This is a genomic window from Streptomyces sp. NPDC048275 (assembly GCF_040652275.1).
Taxonomy (GTDB): Bacteria; Actinomycetota; Actinomycetes; order Streptomycetales; family Streptomycetaceae; genus Streptomyces.
Map to the genome: position 1 here is coordinate 20567 of NZ_JBEZLR010000091.1, position 20331 is coordinate 40897.

Annotated in this window: 19 protein-coding genes and 2 pseudogenes; 1 reads left to right on the forward strand and 20 read right to left on the reverse strand. The window is 70.7% G+C overall.

What is annotated here, in order from left to right; translation table 11 throughout:
* Positions 1-18 precede the first annotated feature (18 nt).
* The 20 genes and pseudogenes from AB0D57_RS36765 to AB0D57_RS36860 all read right to left on the reverse strand — a co-directional run bounded on the left by AB0D57_RS36765 (position 19) and on the right by AB0D57_RS36860 (position 19896).
* Positions 19-459, reverse strand: coding sequence for a GFA family protein (locus AB0D57_RS36765; protein ID WP_362083593.1), 441 nt, complete (start codon positions 457-459; stop codon positions 19-21).
* 197 nt (positions 460-656) lie between these two features.
* Positions 657-1457 carry a class I SAM-dependent methyltransferase gene (locus AB0D57_RS36770; protein WP_362083596.1) on the reverse strand — a complete coding sequence of 267 codons (801 nt, stop codon included), beginning with the start codon at positions 1455-1457 and terminating at the stop codon, positions 657-659.
* A gap of 38 nt (positions 1458-1495) precedes the next feature.
* On the reverse strand, positions 1496-2365 hold the full coding sequence (locus AB0D57_RS36775) for a phytanoyl-CoA dioxygenase family protein (protein WP_362083599.1): 870 nt from the start codon (positions 2363-2365) through the stop codon (positions 1496-1498).
* Positions 2362-2976, reverse strand: a complete 615-nt coding sequence (locus AB0D57_RS36780) for a hypothetical protein (protein WP_362083653.1) — start codon at positions 2974-2976, stop codon at positions 2362-2364. The genes AB0D57_RS36775 and AB0D57_RS36780 overlap by 4 nt, the downstream gene beginning before the upstream one ends.
* A pseudogene (locus AB0D57_RS36785) lies at positions 2956-3999 on the reverse strand (phosphoketolase); the annotation flags it as partial. The pseudogene AB0D57_RS36785 and the gene AB0D57_RS36780, both read right to left, overlap by 21 nt.
* The gene (locus AB0D57_RS36790) at positions 3917-4516 is read right to left on the reverse strand and encodes a hypothetical protein (protein WP_362083602.1); all 600 of its coding nucleotides are present in this window, start codon (positions 4514-4516) and stop codon (positions 3917-3919) included. The pseudogene AB0D57_RS36785 and the gene AB0D57_RS36790, both read right to left, overlap by 83 nt.
* A gap of 3 nt (positions 4517-4519) precedes the next feature.
* A complete protein-coding gene (locus AB0D57_RS36795) occupies positions 4520-5674 on the reverse strand; it encodes a hypothetical protein (protein WP_362083605.1) in 1155 nt (384 codons plus the stop codon).
* A complete protein-coding gene (locus AB0D57_RS36800) occupies positions 5674-6399 on the reverse strand; it encodes an HAD family hydrolase (protein ID WP_362083608.1) in 726 nt (241 codons plus the stop codon). The genes AB0D57_RS36795 and AB0D57_RS36800 overlap by 1 nt, the downstream gene beginning before the upstream one ends.
* Entirely contained in the window at positions 6396-7589 is a 1194-nt protein-coding gene (locus tag AB0D57_RS36805) for an enolase C-terminal domain-like protein (protein ID WP_362083611.1), read from the reverse strand. The genes AB0D57_RS36800 and AB0D57_RS36805 overlap by 4 nt, the downstream gene beginning before the upstream one ends.
* Entirely contained in the window at positions 7589-8659 is a 1071-nt protein-coding gene (locus tag AB0D57_RS36810) for a radical SAM protein (RefSeq protein ID WP_362083614.1), read from the reverse strand. The genes AB0D57_RS36805 and AB0D57_RS36810 overlap by 1 nt, the downstream gene beginning before the upstream one ends.
* Before the next feature lie 57 nt (positions 8660-8716).
* Positions 8717-9142 carry an ATP-binding protein gene (locus AB0D57_RS36815; protein ID WP_362083617.1) on the reverse strand — a complete coding sequence of 142 codons (426 nt, stop codon included), beginning with the start codon at positions 9140-9142 and terminating at the stop codon, positions 8717-8719.
* Positions 9143-9424: 282 nt separating this feature from the next.
* Positions 9425-10666, reverse strand: coding sequence for a helix-turn-helix transcriptional regulator (locus tag AB0D57_RS36820; protein ID WP_362083620.1), 1242 nt, complete (start codon positions 10664-10666; stop codon positions 9425-9427).
* An 85-nt stretch (positions 10667-10751) separates the two neighbouring features.
* Positions 10752-11873 carry a helix-turn-helix domain-containing protein gene (locus AB0D57_RS36825; RefSeq protein ID WP_362083623.1) on the reverse strand — a complete coding sequence of 374 codons (1122 nt, stop codon included), beginning with the start codon at positions 11871-11873 and terminating at the stop codon, positions 10752-10754.
* 406 nt (positions 11874-12279) lie between these two features.
* Complete coding sequence (locus AB0D57_RS36830; protein ID WP_362083626.1) at positions 12280-12639, reverse strand: hypothetical protein; 360 nt, start codon at positions 12637-12639, stop codon at positions 12280-12282.
* A complete protein-coding gene (locus tag AB0D57_RS36835; protein WP_362083629.1) occupies positions 12636-14771 on the reverse strand; it encodes an integrase in 2136 nt (711 codons plus the stop codon). Before AB0D57_RS36835 ends, AB0D57_RS36830 begins: the two co-directional genes overlap by 4 nt.
* Entirely contained in the window at positions 14768-14953 is a 186-nt protein-coding gene (locus tag AB0D57_RS36840) for a hypothetical protein (protein ID WP_362083632.1), read from the reverse strand. Before AB0D57_RS36840 ends, AB0D57_RS36835 begins: the two co-directional genes overlap by 4 nt.
* Positions 14950-16500: a hypothetical protein gene (locus tag AB0D57_RS36845; RefSeq protein ID WP_362083635.1), complete on the reverse strand. Its 1551-nt coding sequence runs from the start codon at positions 16498-16500 to the stop codon at positions 14950-14952. The genes AB0D57_RS36840 and AB0D57_RS36845 overlap by 4 nt, the downstream gene beginning before the upstream one ends.
* Complete coding sequence (locus tag AB0D57_RS36850; protein WP_362083638.1) at positions 16497-18047, reverse strand: integrase; 1551 nt, start codon at positions 18045-18047, stop codon at positions 16497-16499. Before AB0D57_RS36850 ends, AB0D57_RS36845 begins: the two co-directional genes overlap by 4 nt.
* A gap of 388 nt (positions 18048-18435) precedes the next feature.
* The gene (locus AB0D57_RS36855) at positions 18436-19218 is read right to left on the reverse strand and encodes a PIG-L deacetylase family protein (protein WP_362083641.1); all 783 of its coding nucleotides are present in this window, start codon (positions 19216-19218) and stop codon (positions 18436-18438) included.
* Between the two features lie 150 nt (positions 19219-19368).
* The gene (locus AB0D57_RS36860) at positions 19369-19896 is read right to left on the reverse strand and encodes a hypothetical protein (RefSeq protein ID WP_362083644.1); all 528 of its coding nucleotides are present in this window, start codon (positions 19894-19896) and stop codon (positions 19369-19371) included.
* Positions 19897-20246: 350 nt separating this feature from the next.
* Here AB0D57_RS36860 and AB0D57_RS36865 point away from each other — a divergent pair.
* Positions 20247-20331, forward strand: a pseudogene (locus AB0D57_RS36865) (IS5/IS1182 family transposase); the annotation flags it as partial.

The window sequence follows — 20331 nt, forward strand, 5'->3', positions numbered from 1 at the left end:
ACGCGCGTGGACGGGCGGTCAACCGGTCGTGCTGTGCTCGGTCTCCGGCACCGGAGGCAGCCAGTCCACGGCGTTGCCATGGAAGGACGCGTGGATCGGCACGAGGTCTGCGCCGCTGGTGTCGTCGAGGGCGGTGACGTTGATGCCGATCTCCGGGATGTCGCTGTCGATCGCCGCGACACGGCTGCCACAGGTCGGACAGAAGCCACGCTTCGCCTCACCGGGGAAGGTCTCGTACCAGGTCGGCTCGCCGCCCTCGCCGATCCAGGTGAGCGTCTTGAAGCCCACCCACCACATCACGGGGGTGCCGCCGAGTTTCTGGCAATGTTCACACTCACAGGTGTGGGGGAACACCGCGGGGCCCTGGGCGGTGAAGCGGATGCGACCGCAGAGGCAGCCGCCGGTGCGATCCTCGGCTGGTTCGGAGCGCTTGGCGTCGGCGGTGGGGGTGGCGTTCATCAGGTGATCTCCCAGACGTGATGGGCAAGTTGGGCAGATCAGTGTGCCATCGCTTCCATGTTCGTCAGGAAGCCGTCGGCGGCCTGCGGTGACGGCAGCGGATGGACGGAGCCGTCCGGCGGGACGCTGGCCGATGTTCGGCTGCTCTGGCGTGTCGCCGGCCGCGTGCGCCGATTGCGGCCACTCAGCGCGAGTCGTCAGGGGCGGGTGGCGATGATGGCTTCGGTGCGTACGACTTCGTCGAAGACGCCGTCGGGGTTGAACTCGGTGAGCGCCTGGCGCAGATCGCGTTCGAAGGCGTCCTTGTGGTCGCCGAGTTGGGCGGGGCTGGAGTAGCTGTAGGAGAACTGCAGGCCGATGACTTCGTCGAGGGTGCGGGTGACGGTGCGGTCCCAGCGGGCGGTTTCGACGTTGGAGAACGGGGAGCGGGCCAGCACGTCCTGGTGGCGTTCCTTGGGGTGGGAATAGGTGCCCGACCCGGCTCGGCGCTCGGGCCCGAGGTAGCCGGTGCGGACATCGGCGATGACCTGGAGCCAGGGGGCGGGCTCAAGGTCGCCGGGGGCGCCGCCGGAGGCGAGGACGACGGCCCCGTTCGGCTCGATGAGCTGGTCGAGGTCGCGCAGGGTCTGATCTCGGTTCATCCAGTGGAAGGCCGCGCCCATCACGGTCAGCAGAACCGGTTCGAGGCCCATGCTGAGCAGGGTGGTGGAGTCGCCTTGGCGCCAGTCGATGTTGGTGATGTCCTGCTCGGCGGCGAGCTTGCGGCCCTCGTCGAGCATGCCGGGCTCGGGGTCGACGGCGGTGACGTGGCCGACGAACCTGGCGAGGGGGAGCGCGAGCACGCCGGTGCCGGTGCCCAGGTCCAGGACGCGCTGAGTGCCGTCGAGAGCGAAGCGCGCGGCCAGCATGTCGTAGAAGGCTTGGTCGTAGCCGGGCCGGAAACGGGCGTAGTAGGGGGCGGTGGAGGTGAACAGCTCGTCAGGCGTGTAGGAGGTCATCTCTTCAGTCTTTCGCGTCCAGTTGGCCGAGTGCGGTGTCATTCCGAAGAACGAGCCGGGTCCGGGTTGAGGTGCTGCCACCAGGTGCGCATGGGCGCGGCTCCGGCGCCTTCGTGTGCGACGGAGCCGTCGGGGTGGCGGTCTGGTCGGCCGAACAGCTGCCGCTCGATGTCGGTCAGGTCCTCGCGGTCCAACAGGTGGGGGGCCGGGTCGTCGACCGGGGCGAGCCAGCGGTAGCCGTACTGCATCATCACTGCCAGGCGGGGGTGGCCGGAGGTGTTCAGGCCGCCCGCGTGCCAGGTGCGGTTCTCGAACAGCAGCGCATCGCAAGGGCCGACGTCGGGGGTGATCGCGCCGGGCGGGTCGATGGCTCCGGCCGGGACGGTGACGGGCCCGGCGTCGGGGTGGCTGCCGGGGAGGATCACGGTGACGCCGGCGTCGGGGGTGAGGTCGCTGAGGAAGTAGGCGGCCTTGATCGACAGTCGCGGAACAACCTCGGTGCCGAGGTCGCGGTTGGTGGAGCTCATGTCGCGGTGCCAGCCGTGCCGCTCGGGAACGCGGATGGTGCGCGTGTCGCCGGGCGGGATGGACGGCATGTAGATCAGGTTGCTGGACATCAGCTGCAGGTTCGCGCTCAACAGGGCGACGAGGGTGGGCAGCACCTTCGGGTTGGTGACCAGCGGCAGGAAGACGTCGTCCATCGCGACGATGCCGCGGAAGCCGTCCTTGCCGTCGACGCTGCGGTCCCGTCCGCGGATGCGGTCGCTGGCCAGCAGCCGCATCGCCGCGACCGCGGCCTGTTCGCGCCACTCAGGGGCGATCACGTCGCGCAGGACGACGAAGCCTTCGCGTTCGAAGGCGTCCAGGACCTTCGGGTCGGGCCGGGAAGCCGTATCGAGGGGCGTCATCCGCTGTGCTCCTTGATCATGAGGGCGGCCTGGGCGGAGAGGGAAGCGGCCGAGAGGCCACAGTGCTCCAGCAATCCCTCCGGAGTAGTGGGGCGTGCGGGTTCCCGGTAGCCGACGACGTGGAACCGGCTCGTCTCGCCACGAGCGGCCAGCAGGGCGCGGACCGTGCCGGGATGGGTGGGGACGGCCATCAGGACGGGGGTGTCGGTGCCGAACATGCGGGTGAAGGTCCTCTCGGGGAGAGCGTAGGGCCAGTGCGGGGCCGGGCCGAGGACCGCGAGGTCGTTGACATGCAGATAGCGGATCTTGATCTCGGGGTGCGACCGACGTAGCAGCGTGACGGCGGCGGACAGCTCGCGGGCTGGGATGTCGCCGGCCGAGGCGAGGACGAGGTCCGGGCGACCGTGGTGGCTCAGGTGGGGCCAGACGGCGGCACCGTCGGTGAGCTCGTCGCGGAACGGGTCCGGCGGGAACGAGGGGCCCGGGTGTTTGTCGGTGATCAGGAAGTTGACGCGGTCGTGCCCGGCCAGCATCACCGCGAGGACGGCGGCGGCCCGCATCGCGTCCGCCGGGGTGTAGACGTGTACGAAACCGTCCTCGGTCTCCAGCATCGAGGAGACCAGGCCAGGGTTCTGGTGGGTGTAGGTGTTGCGCCAGCCCAGCGAGGTGATCAGGTAGTTGACCGACGGCAGCCCGCCCTGCCCGGTGAGGTAGCGCAGGCGCCGGTGCTTGAGGTGCTGGACAAGCAGGCTGGTGTTGACCGGGGCGAAGGCTTCGTAGGTGGCCAGCAGTGCGTCCCGGCCGGTCTCGGTGTAGCCCTGCAGCCAGCCGTGGCAGATCTCCTCGTTCAGGATCTCGCTCGCCCAGGGCGGCAGCGAACCGTCCGCCGACAGCTCCAGCCGGTTCGAGGCGATCTCGTCCGGGCTGAACAGGCGGAACGCCCCGTTCGCCGCGCGTTCGCGGACGACCGCAGACACGTCCGGCCAGGACTGGGGCCCCTTGGAGGCGAGCGGCGCCGACGGCCGCACCGTCTCCGGCTCGGCGGCGGGGCCCGGCAGCGCCTGGCGGACCAGGTCGGCCGGGCGGCCCTGGGTGGTGAACAGCTCGGCCGGCCGATAGGAGGCAAGCCAGGCCGCCAGGGCCGCGAACTCCGCGTCGTCGCGGCGGGGGTCTTTCAGCGGGGTCTTGTGGACGGCCGGGGTTCCGATGATCTGCCGCCCGGCCACCCGCTCCGGTCCGGTGTGGCCCTTGGGCATGGTCAGCACGATCACCGGCTGCCGCCCGCCCTCGCTGAGCGGCCGCAGCCGGGTGAAGGCGTCGGCCAGCAGCTGGCGAAAGCCGGGCAGGTCGGCACCGTTGTGGATCAGCGGCTCGTAGCCGAGGCCGGTGAAGTAGCCGCGTACCTCGTCCTCGCTCATGCCGGCCAGCAGGGAGACGCCGCCCATCTTCAGGCCGTTGGCCAGTACCACCGGCAGCACTGCCCCGTGATCTCCGCTGCCGGCCAGAGCTCGGCGTGCGATCCAGGCCGCCGCGGTCGCACCGGTTTCCAGTTCACCGTCCCCGATCAGCGGGACGACCAGGCGGTGCGGGGCGTCCAGCACCATGCCCTGCGCGACGGCAAGGGCGGGGCCGAGCTGTCCGCCGGTGTGCCGGACACCGGGGACGAGTGGAGTGATCTCCCCGCCGAACCGCTCCGGATTGGGGGAAGCCGGTGATCAAGGCCCTCAGTTCCGGCATCGACCAGCCCGGCCCGGTCCCGGTCAGGTGCAGGGTGCCGTTGAGGTAGGCGTGCGCGAGCGCGGACGGTCCCGCGTGCCCGGCGCCGTGCAGCACCAGCAACTCGGACCCGGCGGGCCGCCAGGCGGTGAGCGGACCGAGGTGGGCGAGCAGGAAGTTGACGGGCGGGCAGACGCCCCAGTGCCCGCGAGGGGTCTCCTTGACGTCCGCAGGTCGGAGCGGGCGAGCGAGGCGGGGGTTGTCGGTCAGGTAGAGCTGGGCGGCGGACAGGTGGTTCAGGGCCCGCCAGCAGGCGTCGACGGCTTGGTCGGGCACGGCCTGCGCGGCCTGGTGGGCGGTGTGGCTCCAGTCGGGGAAGCCGGACGGCCCGGGCGGGGCCGGGAGGCCGGTGCGCGGGGTGGCGGTGAGGGCCATGGGTCAGCTCCGGGTGCGGGTGGCGACCGCGTCGATGACGGCGGTGATTCGGGCGGCGCGGATGTCGTCGGTGGCGGATTCGCTGATCAGGTGGAGCATCTGGGCCTGCTCGTGGGCGGGCAGCGCCGACCAGTCCAGCCCGGCCTTCTCCAAGGCGGCGGCCAGGTCGTCGGGGACACCGCGGGCGGACTTCTCGCGGACGGGCTGGAGCGTAAGCGGGACGCCGGGCCCTTCCGTCTCGACGGTCTCGTGGGAGATGGCGGCCTGGCCGTGCAGCGAGATGGCGACGGCGGTGCGGGCCGTGCCGTCCGGGAAGGTCACTCGCAGCCGCTTCCCGCGCAGGCCGGCCGGTCCGGTGCAGGGCAGCATCAGCATGCCGCGGGCCCCGGATCCGACCGGACGGGCGAGAACGTGCAGTCTCTCACCGGTTGTCGGCAGCGGCAGCAGGGTGCGTCCGCCCCTAGGCAGGGCCTGGCCTCCGCGCGGCGGGGGCTGGGTGACGGCGATGATGCCGCCTTCGCCGCCGCTGTTGCGGCGAGCGGCTTTGTGCGTGAACAAGCAGCGGTCCACCGCGGCCAGCAGCCGGTCGGTGAACGCGTGCTTCCAGCCGCCCAGGCCGCGTTCTGCGGGGAGGTGCTCGGCGGAGGCAAAGGTCAAAGCGAACGAGACGCGGACCGGCAGCTCGTTGGCGAGCCGGTCCCGCAGTTCGGCGACGGCCCGGTGAAAGGCGGACGCATCGTCCAGCGCCGCGGCGATGATGACCTCGTCCCCGCCGAACGTGGCCGCGCATCCGGCTTCCCAGGGCTGGCTGTGGAACCAGTCCCGGGTGACGGCCCCGAGGCGGGCCATCACCTTGTTCCCGGCCAGGTGCCCGTAGCAGTCCGGCTCGGTGGCGTTCGCGCGCTCGACGTGGTCCTTGAGCCCGTCGACGTCCCCGATCGCCAGCCCGACCAGTCCCCCTCTGGTCAGGGCGGTGGCGAGGGCGCGGGGGATGTGGCTGTGGAAGTCGGGGAAGGCGATCAGGCCGGTCACCGCGTCCTCGCGGCTGCCGGTGCACCAGTCGCGCAGCGGCAACTGGCCGGGGTCGAACAGCGGCACCGAGCTGGCCAGCGGGTCGTGGGCGGGCGCCTTCGGGCAGTGCTTGCCGGTCGGGTCCATCAGCGGGCCTCCGAGGTCGTTGTCGGGACCGGTGCGGGCCCGGCGGGCAGCAGCAGGGGCAGGGTGGTGAGGGTGTGGAGGCGCACGGCGCGGGCGGAGGTCATCAGCGGGCCGCCAGCCATGCGGCGGTCCAGCCAGGCGGTGTGCCAGCCCGCCGCAGCGGCTCCAGCGACATCCGCCCGGAGCGAGTCACCGACGTGCAGGAGCTGGCCTGGTCCGAGCCCTGATGCGTGTTCCACGGCGGCGAATGCTTCACGCTCGGGCTTGACCGCACCGGTGTCGGCCGAATAGACCATCCCGTCCAGCAAGTCCCGGAACGCCTGCGGGGTCTCGGCCGGGATGGAGGAGCCGAGGCTGTTGGTCAGCGCGAACAGCGCGAAGCCCCGCTGCCGCAGCGCGATCAGGGCCGGTTCGGCGTCCAGGAACAGGTCCGGTTCGGCGGCCCGCTGCCGGGCCCGTTCCAGCACGTGCGTGAGTGGGCCGACCAGAGCGCGTCGGCCAAAGGCGGCGGCCAGGTCATGGGCGAGGTCCTCGGGGGTGATCCGGCGGCGCTTCGCTCCTTGTTCCATCAGCGAGCGGGCCTCGCCGAGCGAGATGCCCAGCACCTGGGCGACCTGTCCAGTGGTCGGTTCGGCTTCCGGACGCACCAGAGTGCCGCCCAGGTCGAAGCAGATCCCCCGCACTCCTGCCCACAGAGTGCGGCGTAAGCGGGGCTCGGCGATCACGATCCCGTCACCTCCATCACCGCCGCCCTCTCCGGCAGCACGGGAAGCTCGGCGAGCCCTGGGATCGTGCGGACCGGCAGCAGCCCGCCCTCGGCCCGGAGCGGGGTGGAGAAGATCTGCTGCCGCAGCGGCTCCAAGGTCATGTGCCACTCGACGGCCGGGACCTTGTCCCGGCAGCAGGCCCCGGCCAGGGCCAGGGCGGCGTGCAGCCGGTCGCCGTGCGGGAAGGTCGCCATGCCCAGATCCGCGGCGAGCTCGGTGGTGTGCAAGGAGCGGGCGAGCCCGCCCGACCAGCCCGGGTCGATCTGCCAGACGTCCACGCCGTCGCCGGTCAGCAGCCGGATCTGATCGGCCTCGTCGACGGCGTGCTCGCCCGCCGCCAACGGAACCCCTGCCCCGGCCGCGCGCAGCCGGTGCCAGCCCCAGGAGCCGGCCGGCATCAGTTCCTCGGCGAAAGCCACCTCCAGGTCGGCGAAGACGGGCAGCAGCCGCATCGCCTCGTCCAGGCGGCAGCGCCCCAGAGCGTCGACCATGAACCGGGCCTCGCCCGTGGCCTCCCGTAACGGGCCGAGCGTCTTCGCGACTGCCTTCGGCCCGGCGAGGATCAGGGGCTTGGTCAGCGGCCACTTCTGTCCCCAGAACCCCGCGTCCGTGATCCAGGCCGCCGCCTCGCGGGCCGCCGGGTGGGCCGGGTCGAGCCCGAGGGCGGAGGCGTAGGCGGGAACGGCGGGACGGATGGTGCCGCCCAGCAGATCGGTCACGCTCACCTCGGCGGCGCGGGAGGCCAGGTCCCAGCAGGCCAGTTCGACCGCGGAGGCGGCCTGCCGGGCGTGCGCCCCGCTGCGGTGCCGCCCGGTCTTCTTGCGGTAGGCCAGGCGGCGTGGTGCGGCGGCGTCGTGCCCGATCAGCCCGGCGGCCAGGTCGTCGGTGATGATCTGCGCGACCGTCTCGCCGACCGGGGCCTGCCAGCCGGAGATACCGTCGCCGACCAGTTCGATGGCGAACCGGGTGCGGTGCTCGGCCCAGGCCGGGCCCGCTGGCGGCTCACCCGCCGCGGCGGTGATCGGCGCGGGCAGGCCGGGCGGGAGCCCGGCGGGCTGCGGGGGCAGCTGCCAGGCACGAACCGTCCGGATCACGCTCGCCGCTGCGGCGGCCGTCCGGGCGGGGGCGGGGATGGTGAGGGCCGTCATCAGACCTTCGCCCCCGTCAGTTCCTCACCGGCGAAGGTGAAGCACCACGGGCTGCGGTAGTTCTGCCACCACTGCGGGTGCAAGCCCGTGGGGCCGAAGAGCTCCTCCAGGCTGCGGCGCATGGTCAGGTGCCACTCGATCGCCTCCGACCCAGGGGTGCGGTAGACGTCCATGAACGCGTTGTGGGCCTGATAGGTCTGGAACCGGGGGAAGGTCGTGGTGACCGGCACGAAGTCCTTCAGGTGCTCGACTGCGTCCTCGATCGGGTCCAGGCCGACGATGTAGGTGAAGTCGGTCGTGATGCCCCGCTCCTTGGCTCGCCCGAGGGCTGTGGTCATCTCGGCGGGCGTGAGCTTGGCCTTGGACTCCTTGAGGATCTGGCGGCGTTCGGTGAAGCACTCGGCGGTCAGCGTGAGGTGGAACGGGGCCAGGCCGGCGGCGGCGTCCATGCCGTCCTCGCTGGTCAGCACCGAGGACAGGAAGTGCAGGGTGCCGGTGCAGCCGTTCGCGCTCATGGCCGCGCGGACCTCGGCGAGGTGATCGAGCGCGAGATGCTCGTAGAGGAAGCAGCCGGTGCAGACCGTCACCGTCTCCACCGGGGCGAGGTCGGTCATGCCGGAGTTCGCCGCCAGCGCCCCGAGGTAGCCGGACAGGTCCAGGGCCTTGATCTTCGGGTCGGAGGCGTCTTCGAGGGTGTTGGGGCAGAACACGCAGCCGGTGCACTGGCTGCGTGCGTTGGAGTTGAGGGTGAGCATCTTGGTGCCGTTGCGCCAGTAGCCCAGCACCGCGTCGTCGTCCTCGATGCCGTCGACCTCACCGACCTTCTCGCCGTTCAGCCGCAGCTCGTGCTCGTCCAGTTCGAACGGCGAGTCCTGGCGGCCGAGCGAGAGGATCAGGAACAGCGGGGTGTCGGGGCGGGAGTCCAGCCGCAGTTTGAAGCGCATGCGGGGCTTGGCCAGCGGGGACCGGGCGCCGGACGCGTTCAGCGCGATCAGCAGCACATCCTCGGGGTTGATGTTCCACTCGCGGGCCACCTGGTCAAGGTGGCGGACCGATTCGAGCATCTGCATGTCCCTTTCTCGTGGCGGGAGTTGGGCAGCGGAGGTTTGGTGCGGACGTGCGGTGGATCAGGCGGGGACGGGGACCAGGGGCAGGCGGACGACAATCCGCTTGCCGCCGGTAGTGCTGTCCGGGACGACCTCGGCCCGGCCATGGACCTCCCTCACCAGGGCGTTGACCAGGAACAGGCCGCGGCCCCCGAGGTCGTGGGCAGCTGGCAGGGGCTTCGGCTTGAACGGGTGGGCATCCGCGACGGCCAGCACCAGCTCGGCCCCGTCCTCGACGGTGAAGGTGACCGTGGCGGTAGGCGAGAGCAGGGCCGCGTGCCGCACCACGTTCGTCACGAGCTCGCTGATGATCAGGCACGCGGTGTCCACGACCTGCTCGGACATGCCCCAGCTTGCAAGGACTTTGACGGTCTCGCGGCGGGCCAGCGGGACGTGCTCGGCCGTGGAGATCACCTGGAGGTCGTGGTGCATCGCAGTGCTGGACATCGCGCAGCTCACCCTCTCTCCGGGCGGCAGCCGCCCGGACCGTGACCGAGGTAAGGGCCCCAGCACACAGGGGTGTTCACCGTCGTGAACCCACCGGCCCCGAACCGGTTCAGGGCCGACGAAGCACCGCCGCACGGAGTGTTCGCGTACGAAGCAACGTGCTCCGTCGCGTATGGACTCCACGCACGGGTGTGTACGGGCGAACGTGCTCAGCCACGTACGAGCGCGCACTCAATCGCGTACGGGCTTATTGTCCCCAGCCGGGCGCAGAGGCGCCGCCGGTCAGAGTGGTAGACCGATGCGGTGGGCCAGGCCCCGCAGGTCCCGGGCGGTGTGAGTAGGCAGTTGCCGGTCGGTGAGGAACTCGACGGTGTTCCTCACCGGCGCGTTGGCGTGGATGCGCTGAGGGGCGATCTGCTCGGCGGTCAGCAGGGCCGCGACCGCCTCGGCCTCCCGGCCGCGCAGATGGGACAGGGACCGGCCCAGATCGGCATGAAAGGCGGCCTGCCTCCCCGGAGCGTGTTCCAGGGCCTCGGGATGCACCCCGCCCCCGGCGGTGACGGCCTCGCCGTGCAGACCGAGATCGGTGTTGAGACTCACCTGGTGGATGCCGACGTTGGTGGGGCCGAAGTTCAGATGCCAGGCCCGCGTCTCGCCAGTGCGGCCGGCGAGGTTCGCGGCCTCGGCGAGGTGGCCGCGAACCTCTGCAGCGCGGGCCCTCCCGGACCGTTGCCGATCCTGGGTCAGCGAGGTGGCGGAGATCAGGTGGAGTTCGCCGAGCAGAGCGTGCGCGTCCGAACTCGTCAGATGTGCTTCTAGGGTGTTGGCTGCGGCGGTGGCCTGGGCCAGGGCCTGGGTGGGGCTGCCGGCCGACATCAGCACATGGGTGTGGAAGAAGCCGGACAGGGCGGAGTAGACCGGGTCGTCCAACTCCGCGATCGCTTCGGACGCCCGGGTGACGGCGATGAACGCCAGGTCGGTGTAGCCGAGGTTCTTCAGCAGCAGCGTGCAGGCCGGGTGGTAGGCGTCCGCCAGCAACTTCAGCAACGCGAGCCGGGCACCGCCGACGGCGGCCTCGGCAGCGGCGTGCAGGTCGGCCAGTAGCGCGGGCAGCCCGGCGGCGAGGGTGCCGTATTCGGCCGCGTGGTAGAGCCGGTTGGCCTTCTCCACCCGCTCGGCCAGCACCGCCGCCGGAACCCGGGGCGGGCGGCGGTCCGGCGGGGTGGCCATGGTGATCCCCATCAGCGTCAGCCGCAGGGCCGGGATCGCCTCATGCGCCGCGCTCGCGTGCGGGTCTGCCGGGGCGAAGGGTTGGCCGGTCAGCTCGGACGGGGCGATCTGCAGGGCCTCGGCGAAGGCGGTGATGTGGCTGGAGCGGTCCAGCAGCCGTCGGCCATTCTCCACCATCGACAGGTAGCCAACCGACACCCCGGCCAGGCCGGCCAGGTTGCGCAGGCTCATCCCGCGCTGGCGGCGGGCCGAGCGCAGACGCTCGCCGATCCTCCGGGCCTGTTCTTCGTCCATCGCCCCGCCTCAACTTCCGTGCGTCAGCCGTAGCGTAGAGCCCGTCTTCTGCCCCCAGGGGTCTTTCCCGCCAAGACGGGCGGCATCACCGCAGCCCGGCACGCTCGGCCAGATCCCGGACCGCCGCGGCCTGAACGGTGGTGCGGTCAATGAGCGCGGCGACCAGGTCCCGGGCGAAGGGGTCCAGCCGCAGCCGCAGCGGTGCCACGGCATCGGCCTCGACGAGCCGGGCCGCGGCCTGGTCGGCGCGGCCCTGGCGGGCCTCAGCCGCTGCGGCGACCAGCAGCAGACCGGAGCGGTTGGCGCCGCTGAGGGCTGTCTGGTCCGCTGTGCGGGCGTGGTCGGCGGCCTCGCCAGCGTCGCCGTACTCGGCGGCGACGACGGCGCGGGCCGCGACCACCAGGGACGACTCCCGTGCGTCGGTGGCCCGTTCGGCGGCGGTGGCAAGGAGTTGTTCGGCCTCCGGGCGGTGCCCGGCCATGGCCTGGGCGACAGCGGCCAGCGCCGCCACTTCCCAGTCGGCTCCGGCGTCCTTGGCCCTTTCGGCGCGGGCCAGCGCGTACTCCGGCAGGCCGAGATCGATCAGCAGCCGCACCTCCTCGACCAGCACCGGCAGCGGCTCGAGCGTGCCGGGGCGAGCTCGGTGCAGCAGCATCCACGCCAGGTCCTTGTAGCCCAGGCGCCGCAGCAGCCCGGCGCCCAGCACATGCGCGTCCACGCGCAGCCGCACCGCCTCTTTCCGCCCGGGCCCCGCAGCGGCGGCCATGGCGCGGTCGGCCGCCTCGATCAGCTCCGGCAGTGCGAGGGCGAGATGGTGCTCGTCGCCCGCGGCATCGGCCCGTGCGGCGGCCCGGGTCCGTTCCGCCAGGTCTTCCAGCAGCACGCCGGGGGCCGTGTCAGCTTGTCGGCGGACCAAGCGGCGTCGCAGGTGGAAGGCAACCGCCCGCACCGCCGCGTGCTCCTCCCCGCGCGGCGGGTAGGGCTGACCGGTCAGGTCCGCGACATCGAGCCGCAAGGCGGTGGCCAGCGCCGCCAGTCGGCCGCGGCGGTCCATCCACTCCCGGCCTGCCTCCAGCCCGGCGAGGTAGTCGAGCTCCAGACTGGTGCTGGAGGAAAGGTCATCCCGGGTCAGTCCCCGGCGGCGGCGCCAGGCGGCCAGGCGGGCTCCAATCGGGCCACCGGCGGCCGTCTCATCCAGCTCGCGCATCACCAGATTGCTCGCATACCCACTCGCCCGAACCGTGTGCTCTGCCAGGACAAAGGGCCGCCCTCTCGTTCCGGGGAGGATCAGGTCCCCCGTGGCGGGCCGCATATGCCTGTCGCGCGACACATTAGTCACACCGCTGAAGGCCACGCGAACGGGCAGGTGGCGCGCTCGGTCAGGGCAAAGGAGAACTTGGTAACCAGTCCGTCGACATCCTCGCCCCCGTCCAGTCGAGCCGGGCCAAGGACTACGTCCGCGAGCTCAAACCGTCCTTGCCGCTGGCGGCGTGAGCCGGCCGTCCGCGAGTTCATCCTCCGGCCCCGCAAGAAACTCGGCGTCGCCGCGTGACGGTCTGCCCTCTTCAATCGCCGGACGGGCGGAGCGGGATGACGTTGCCGGGGACAGGTTGCTACTGGCTGTCGGGGCGCCGGAGGATGAGGACGGCTGCCGCGAGGGCCATCTGCTCTGCTCGATGCCGGGACTCGGCCTCGGCAGCCCGGGAGTCCTTGAGAGCTTCCTTCAGGCGGACGACCTCCTTGCGGAGCCGCTTTTCGACTTCCGGCGTCTGGTGCGTTTCCGTACGCACCCGCGCGTAGAACTCCTCCTTGAGGTCGGCGTGGCGCTTTTGCAGAGCCATGCGGTGAACACCGGCCTCGGCGGCGAGCGCGACCACCGTGAGGCTGCCGTTGGAGCAGGTGGGCTGGCCGGCAAGGAGGCGGTCCATGGCCGCGCGGATGCGCGAGCGTTCGTCCTCGTGCTGCTGGTTCATGCGATGGCCTCCTCGGCGAACTGGGCGGCGGAGTCGTGGGCGTCGGCGAGAGAGCGGAAGCGGCCTGCTGTTCGGCGAAACCGGTCGCCCAGAGGCTGGGGCACGAGGGCTGCCTTCGCATCGAGCCGATCAGCGTGCTCTCGTGCCGCCTGCGCGTGAGTGTCGGTGCGGATCGCGTTGCCGCAGCCGAGCTGGCAGGCGAACTGGTTGGGTGCCGTCGCCCCGGGATCGGGATCGCAAAGGGCGGTATCTCGCTTGAAGGCGCAGATGAGGAACGCGTCCGGGTTGTCGAAGAGGACGAGGCCGTCGCGCGCGAGGAACTTGGCGGCGGCCTTCGGGGTGGTCAAGGCGCCTTCGAAGCTGGGGATCGAGGTTGCTCCGATGAGGGCCCGTCGAGCGGCGGGACCGGAGATCTTCTCGCCAGCCGCCGCGGCGTCGCGCAGCCGCGCTGCGGTCTGCGCCGCAGCGAGCGCGGTCTCGACGTCGAGCTCCCCGTGGAACCCCCGACGACCCCGGTTGCCGTAGCCGGTGGAGGTGCGGGCGTCCAGGGCGGTGCGCATGTGTCCGTACTGGATGGCGAGGGCGACCAGGCCGCCGGGGCGGCGGGCGATGTGCCAGGCCAGGGTTCTGCGCAGACGGCTCAGTCCAAGGTTGCCGTGCGGGTCCTCCGGCACCATCTGGGCGGGAAGGCCCTGGGCGGTGGCCTCCTGGTTGATCCACGACACGAGATTCTCGACTCGGCGGCCCAGGCTGGCGCGCTTCAGCGCACCGTGGTGCTTGCGCTGGGAGACGACATCGTGGTGGGTGGAGCTGAACAACAGCTCGCCCTTGGGGACGATGCGCTCCAGAACGCGGATGGCGTTCACGACGGGGGTGATCGCGACCCAGGGGACGGCGCGCTCCTCACCAGCGGAGATGTGGTGGCCGTCGGAGTCGCGGACGTTCTTGTAGTGGTGGGATCGGATCAGGTGCCGCGGTATGGAGCCGTCCTCGTTGGGTTCCGGATCGGGGCAGCAGCCGGACCGCAGCGATTGGGCCTCTTGGGGGCGCATCCCGGTCAAGTAAAGGATCACGATGGCGGCGGCCGTGGCCAGGTGCCGTACCAGGATCGGCGTCTCCTCATAGTCCATGAACTCGCGCCAGGGCCGCCCCTCGATCCGGCCCATCACCGGCACCTGCATCGGGCTGGGACCGGGCCGCCGGGCGACGAGCGCACGGAGCCCGCGCCGAGTAGCGAAGTCGTGGACCTGGTTCCAGCTGGCCCCCGTGACCGCCGCGACATAGTGGTGGGCCAGGGTGACACCGTGCTTTCGGCTCATGGTGGCGGGCAGGAGAGACCCGGAATCGACCAGCGGCTGCAGATAGTTCTTGACGGCTGCCAGACCCCCTCGGGTGCTCGGAGTGGCCTTCACACGGTCGTGGATGCGGCGGCGCTCGGCCCAGGCGGCCAGGATGTCGTCGGAGAAGTCCTCGACCAGGCGGATCGACCACGTCAGCAAGGGGCCGATCACGGTCGGGTCCAGCGGCTCTGTTTTGTTCTCCCCGCCCGCCTCTCCCGTCGCGGCTGGCAGATAGTCGTCGACGCCCTCCTTCTCCCAAGGCGGCTGCGTAATACCGCAAGGGCTGACGGACAACTGGTCGAAGGCCCACAGGTCCGAGAGCCAGCGCAGAACCGTCAGGGCATAATCGCGCGTGCAGCCGCTGGTGCACTTGGCGGCGTACGCCTTCCAGTGCTCCACGGTGCAGTCGCTGAGCTGGGACACGCCTTGCCGGTCGAGCCAGCGTGCGAACTTCAGCCACTGCAGGATGTTGTCGCGCATGCTGGTCACGCCGTCGCGTCCCCGGTTCTGAAAGCCCCGTTCCTGTACGTAGGTGGGGCGCAGCTCGCCGTTGATCAGGACCCAGATGAGGTGCCTGAACTCGCTTCGCAGGGAGGCGGGGCACCTCCTCAAATTGAGGATGCTGTCCCCGGGGTTGTCGATCAACGGTCCCATCGACCAGACGTCGTCGCTGTACCGGGAGTTGGGGTGGGTGTTGCCGGCGCTGATCCACCGGTCATGGACCACCGGGCTCTCCGGCCCCGGCAGGGGAAGGATGTAGGGATCGGCCTCGATGGTCAGAGCTGTCGTCACGAGGCGAGGTCTCCCTTGAGCAGATGGTCGGTGATCATTCGGTCGCGGTCTGTGACCCGGGCCAGAGCGGCGTCCCAGGTGCTCTCGTTGACCTTTGTCCGCAAGTCATCGAGTCGCTGGAGGTGTTCGTCCCATCGCTTGCGCCAGAGTTTCTCCGGCCAGCTGGAACGGAGTGATATCAACTGGCGGCGCAGAAGCGCGAGGCGCGGGTGGTGGCCGGTATGGACCCGGGAGTTCTCGCAGGACAGGCAGAGCAGGAAGTCGGCGCCGCAACCCCCGCTGGGGTCCGGCCAGGGGCTGCTCTCCTCGTCCGCGCAGTCCGCGGTCGCGGTCTCCTGGTGGGCCGCGTCGGCCGCGTCCGTGAGCCGCCCCTGAAGGTGTAGTCGCGGGCCTGTTCGACGGCTTCCTCGGCACCGGCCGCGATCACGCCCACGGCGGCCTCCTGGACGTTCTCGTCGGGCAGGACGTAGACGCTCTCGTGGGTGCCACGTTTATGCTGCAGCGGCTTGCCCGTCGTCGTGACGGTGGTCCTGCGAGCGCGTTGGAAGGGGGAGCCGATCTTGTGAGCTCTCGCCCATACTCGTGCATCGGCCTTGGACACCCCGAAGCACAGCGGGCCGACGTTCCGGGGCCGGTCCAGATTGGAGTCCACGTCAGTACGGCGCCGGTTGCGGGCGACCATCAGCAGGTCGTGGCCGGGGGACAGGGCGGCGGCCAAGGCGCGCCCGTGCTGCGTGGCTTCCAGCACCTGGGTGATGAGCCGGCCCGGCGAGTCCGCGCTGGAGTCGGTGTAGTTCTCCGTGTCGAACCAGCGCCCCTCTCCCGAGCGGCGCTTCTCCACCAGGACCTCGTAGGTGACCGTGGCCGTCTCTCCCGCGGAGGGAGTGATGACGGGCACGTGCAGACGGTCGAAGACGGACAGATTCCAGCCGTAGCGGTCCGTCATCATCACGGCCAGGGCTGTCAGTTCCGCCCGGCTCAGGAACAGCCGTCCCGTTGTCTTCCCGCGGTTCTTTCCGCGCAGCAGCGCTTCGGCTCGGGTGTAGACCTTCCCGTCTTTGTCCGGGTACCCGGGCAGTTCGCCCGTGGCGGCGATGTGCTCGAGGGTCGCCCCGATCCTCCAGGCCCGGCTGGCCGGATCCAGTGCGCCGGCCTGGTAGCGGGCCAGCAGAGTGGTGTTCTCCCGGATTCGCAGCAGCGCGGCCCGGAACTGCCGTTCGGCGGCCAGGAGGATCTGGTCGCGCTCCGACGGCCGGTAGGACTGCTTGGACGGCTTGCCCTTCTTCGGCACGGGGCGGGCCAGTTCCTCGGCGGCCAGGCCCTGCGCCAGTCGCGGCTCGCGTTTCAGCAACGTCCGAATCTTGGCCAGGGCCTCGCGCCCGCCAGGGGTGTCCTTGTGGTTGTTGCGCCAGAGCCGGAGTATGGCAGAGGTGAGGTCGCCCAGGTCCTCGGCCGGCTGGCCCTGGTCCTTGAGGAACCGAGCGAAGACCTCGATAGACCGCCAATATGACTCCCCGCTCGCGTGGCTGTTCCACCCCATGGACTGCTCGGCGAACGCTCGCGCAAGGGAGCAGCGCATCGGCTGTGGCACGGCGATCGCGGCGAAGTCGAAGACGCGCTCGAAGCCCTCCTTGTTGACCACGGTGACCTGCAGTCCGTCGGCGGCTATTCGCTGGGTTGCCTGGAAGTCCGGCGGGGGCAGGACGGCTTTGCGGCCCCGACCGCTCATGACGCTTCCGCGATGGGCAGGGCGTCGACCAGCAGCTCGATGTCCTGGATTCCGGAGGTTTCCCGAGCCAGCTGGGCGAACAGGCCGTTCAGATCCTTCGTCCGGTCCGTCTCGCCGTGTTCCTCTTCGGTGTCGAAGGCGAGGATCGATTCCAGCTGCATGTGCATCACCGGGTTGAGGTAGTGCTCCTTCGTCGTCTCGACGTCCCGGTGCCCCAACAAGGTCTTCACCAGCCACCACGGATCGCCGTAGAGCTGAGCGAAGTCGCGCCGGTCTGCGGCGGTCAGCCCGTACTTCTTGTCCATGAGCTCGTTCAGCACGATGAGCATGTAGAGCGCCATGGAGTGGCGCGCGGCATGCGGAGTCGCGTACGGCACCTTCCCCCTGACCGCCGCCGGCCTCAGAAGCCGTGGGACCTCCCGTTCCTCCGGCGTCAACAGAGCTTCCTCGCACCGCTGGTTGGCCTGCCAGAACACCGTGTTCCACCGGTCCGGCAGCATCGGCATGCCCTGCTCGGTCAACCACAGCCATGCTGGCTCCGGGCCGTGCGGCCCCTCGATGAACAGCCACTGCCGCTCGCGCCAGTCCAGCAGGCTCAACTCCCGCCGGCCTGCCACCCCGTCTCGGTCGACCCAGTGCACGACCGGAGCCCGGCCCTGTGTCAGCTTCGTGACCAGTCGCATCAGCGGGAGCTTCTCGTAGCGGCCCTCCTGCTGGGCACGCTCGATGGCCCACGTCCGCTCGGACTCGCTGTAGGCGCCGAGCTGGCGCACCGACTCGATCGACGCGTAGTAGGTGCGGTCACGCTTCGACCGCGACAGGGCGCTGGCCACCTGGCCATGGCAGTAGCGTCCAGTCCGAAGGCGCCGGGTCGGCACTTCGAACGTCAGCATCGCCCCGGCCTCCTGCCGCCGCAGGCCCGAACTCAGCGTCAGCCCGACGAACGAGGTGTTCCGCAGTTCGGTTCGTCCATCCCAGCCGGGCAACGGTGCCCCTTCTCGGCCGAGTCCTCGCAGCCCCAGGTCTTGCCACAGGCCCCAGGTTCGCGGCGTCAGCCACACCACTCGGGAGCTCCGTGCACTTGCCTCCCGGTCCGCGCGACGCCCCACATCCAACGGGAGGGGACTGACCTTCGCCCATTTGTAGAGCAAGGTCAGCGCGGCTGCCTCCCGGTTCCACTTCGCTCCGCCAACTCGCTGCGGATTCAACGGCGAATCGACGCGGAATTCCTTGTACGCCCGCAAGTCCGCGTCGGTCGCCGCCCGCCAGTGAACGCCCCGCCGCCAAAGCCACGACAGCAGCAGACGGATATCCGTCGCGTAATTCCGGCGCGATTCTCTCTCCAGGTCGCGAAAATCGGGCGAGAGAGCGAACTGCAGCAATTCCGCGTCCACGACGAAATCAGGCCGTACAAATACCGGGTCGCCCGGCCGAAGTCCCACCGCCTCCAAGGCGGCAGGCAGGTCGTGGACCCCCAGCACCCCCTCCTCCGGCAGCGGCCCCCACCGCTCCGGATCCGGCACGAACACCAGCCGCCACTCGTCCATCTGCCACCCCTGTGAGTCCCTTGAACTCACTCAATCATCAGGGAAACACAGATGTGGATCGATCGGGCTGCCGGTCACCTCGTACGCGATGTCGCCACACTGGCAACGCCCCGTCCGGCGTTCGGGCTCGAGGCCAGAGGCGACAGCGACGGTCAGAGGGACGCCCTCGGTGTCATCGACGACCGCGCGGATTCCCGCAAGGCCGGATGTCGCGCGGGGGCGTGCCGCGTCCGTGGTCGGATGATCGGAGCCCGTGCCGGAGCCGGTCTGGTCAGCCGGCATGGAGAGCTGATCGGAGGTGCGGGAGGCGCTGGACATGAGGTACCTCAAGTCGAATCGGGTGTGGCAGCCGGATCGCGGCCTTGGCGAGGATGGATGGCCCTGAACGTCAGGTCGTCAGCTGATGGGGATCGCTCGGGACAGGGCCGGGCGAGAGGCGCGTGAAGTGCTCGGCGGCGATGATCGTGCGGCGGATGTCCTCGGGCAGGCGGGCGAGGAGGCCGGGCAGGGGGCGCTCGCGTGCGACTTCTCCGCGGTGCGCGGTGATCGCGGCCCACTTCTGTTCCGCCCACGACGTCACGTCGACGGTCGTGGTCACGTACTCGTCCGGGAGGGAGAGCACGGTCTTGCCGACGCCGGTCAGCAGCGGTCCCAGCACACCGATCCCGGAGTGCGGGTGAGTGGCCGCGTAGAAGGCGCGAATCTGCCAGGGCGCGCCGGCCTCCGGGTAGAGATGCGCGAGCCCGGCGGCCTCCACCGCGAGCAGCGTCACCCGGTGCGTGTGGCGGTGGTCCGGGTGGCCGGTCAGTTGGCCGATGGCGTCATGGGTGACCACGATGTCGGGACGGAACTCCCGCAGCTGCGCAACCAGTTGGACAATGACCTCGTCCAGGGGCGCGTCGCAGAGACGAGTGCGCCCGGGCGCCGACGAGTCGTTGCGGGCATCGCCGTACCCGAGCATCCTCGGTCGGCCGGCACCGAGGACGGCCAGTGCCTCAGCGAGCTCGTCCGCCCGATAACTGTCCGGCGCCCATGTGGCGGTGACGACCCCCGTGCGTGCACCTCCGGCGGCATGTTGGGCGAGGACGCCTCCTGCGAGGAGACTTTCGTCGTCCGGGTGAGCGAAGACGCCGAGCAGTGACGGCATGGACGGCGAAGCGGATGTGATCACGGATGGTGCACCTTGTCATGCTGGGTTGGTGGACAGGGTCGCCGAGGCGACCCGGGATGAGTCGGTGAGCCGCTGGAGCATCGAGAGACGCTCACGGTAGGGGGCGATTTGGCCCGCCGCGTGCCGTTCGGGTACGCCGCGGAGCCCGGGTTACAGAGGCCCTGCGCCTGTGCGTTCCGCGAAGGCCTTCAATCCGGTCAGGCGAGGGCGTCGTACGAGCAGTTCCCGGGTCAAGGCACGGACCGAGGGTCGGGAGGCCTCTTCCGAGGCTGCTTCTTCCACTGCGTGCAGAGCCGTGAGCGCGCGCTCGTAGTCCCCCACGGCGATCAGTGCGCGCGCGGTGTCGGTTCCGAGCCTGGCCCGGCGTTCGCCGGTCGGCAGCGTGCTGGGGTGGAGTCGCTGGGCGGCCCGCACGGCGGCGATGTCCTGGCCGAGCAGGTGATGCACCCCGACCTGGTACAGCTGGACTTGACCTGCGGTGAGGCCGCCCGAGTACGACTGCGGGGTCCGTGCCAGCCGGCCGGCAGCGTCGGCGGCCATCTCCATCAGGGACAGTGCCGTGGTCCTTCGGCCTTCGAGGGCGGCGGAGTAGGCGGCCGTGAGCGCCAGAGAGCCCGTCGCCGACACGAGCGGGGGCTCAGGGGTGCTGGAGGCGGCGCCGGCCAACATTGTGATCATGTCCTGTAGGAGCAGCACCGCGTCAGCGGCCCGTCCCTGGCGCCGGAGCGGGGTTGCGCAGACGCGTGCGGCCTCGGCCAGCACGAGGACGTTTCCCGAGGACTCGCCTGCCGCGACAGCAGACCGGGCGCGTTCCCACGCCTCGTCGCTGTCACCGGACTTCACCGCAACCTCGCTCGCCAGGATGTGAACCCGGGCGAGCAGCGCGCTCGCCGCCTGCCGACGCGCACCGATCGTGTGGGCTTCAGCAGCCAGCGCGTCTCGGCGCAGGCCCGGAAGGGCTTCGGCGAGGTCGGCGTAGTGCGCGGAGCGGAACTGGGCACGGCCGACGACAAGTCGGTCCGAGTGATCTGTCCGATGCCCGCTGGGAATTGATCGAGCCCGTGCTGTCCGCCTGGCGCTCCGAGCGCCGCGGCCGGGCCCTGGACTTCGGCC

Bases quoted from the DNA above. Each gene is read 5' to 3' on its own strand.
- AB0D57_RS36765 (WP_362083593.1), bottom strand. From the start codon at position 459: ATGAACGCCACCCCCACCGCCGACGCCAAGCGCTCCGAACCAGCCGAG.
- AB0D57_RS36770 (WP_362083596.1), bottom strand. From the start codon at position 1,457: ATGACCTCCTACACGCCTGACGAGCTGTTCACCTCCACCGCCCCCTAC.
- AB0D57_RS36775 (WP_362083599.1), bottom strand. From the start codon at position 2,365: ATGACGCCCCTCGATACGGCTTCCCGGCCCGACCCGAAGGTCCTGGAC.
- AB0D57_RS36780 (WP_362083653.1), bottom strand. From the start codon at position 2,976: ATGCTGGAGACCGAGGACGGTTTCGTACACGTCTACACCCCGGCGGAC.
- AB0D57_RS36790 (WP_362083602.1), bottom strand. From the start codon at position 4,516: ATGGCCCTCACCGCCACCCCGCGCACCGGCCTCCCGGCCCCGCCCGGG.
- AB0D57_RS36795 (WP_362083605.1), bottom strand. From the start codon at position 5,674: ATGGACCCGACCGGCAAGCACTGCCCGAAGGCGCCCGCCCACGACCCG.
- AB0D57_RS36805 (WP_362083611.1), bottom strand. From the start codon at position 7,589: ATGACGGCCCTCACCATCCCCGCCCCCGCCCGGACGGCCGCCGCAGCG.
- AB0D57_RS36810 (WP_362083614.1), bottom strand. From the start codon at position 8,659: ATGCAGATGCTCGAATCGGTCCGCCACCTTGACCAGGTGGCCCGCGAG.
- AB0D57_RS36815 (WP_362083617.1), bottom strand. From the start codon at position 9,142: ATGTCCAGCACTGCGATGCACCACGACCTCCAGGTGATCTCCACGGCC.
- AB0D57_RS36820 (WP_362083620.1), bottom strand. From the start codon at position 10,666: ATGGACGAAGAACAGGCCCGGAGGATCGGCGAGCGTCTGCGCTCGGCC.
- AB0D57_RS36825 (WP_362083623.1), bottom strand. From the start codon at position 11,873: ATGCGCGAGCTGGATGAGACGGCCGCCGGTGGCCCGATTGGAGCCCGC.
- AB0D57_RS36830 (WP_362083626.1), bottom strand. From the start codon at position 12,639: ATGAACCAGCAGCACGAGGACGAACGCTCGCGCATCCGCGCGGCCATG.
- AB0D57_RS36845 (WP_362083635.1), bottom strand. From the start codon at position 16,500: ATGAGCGGTCGGGGCCGCAAAGCCGTCCTGCCCCCGCCGGACTTCCAG.
- AB0D57_RS36850 (WP_362083638.1), bottom strand. From the start codon at position 18,047: ATGGACGAGTGGCGGCTGGTGTTCGTGCCGGATCCGGAGCGGTGGGGG.
- AB0D57_RS36860 (WP_362083644.1), bottom strand. From the start codon at position 19,896: ATGATCACAATGTTGGCCGGCGCCGCCTCCAGCACCCCTGAGCCCCCG.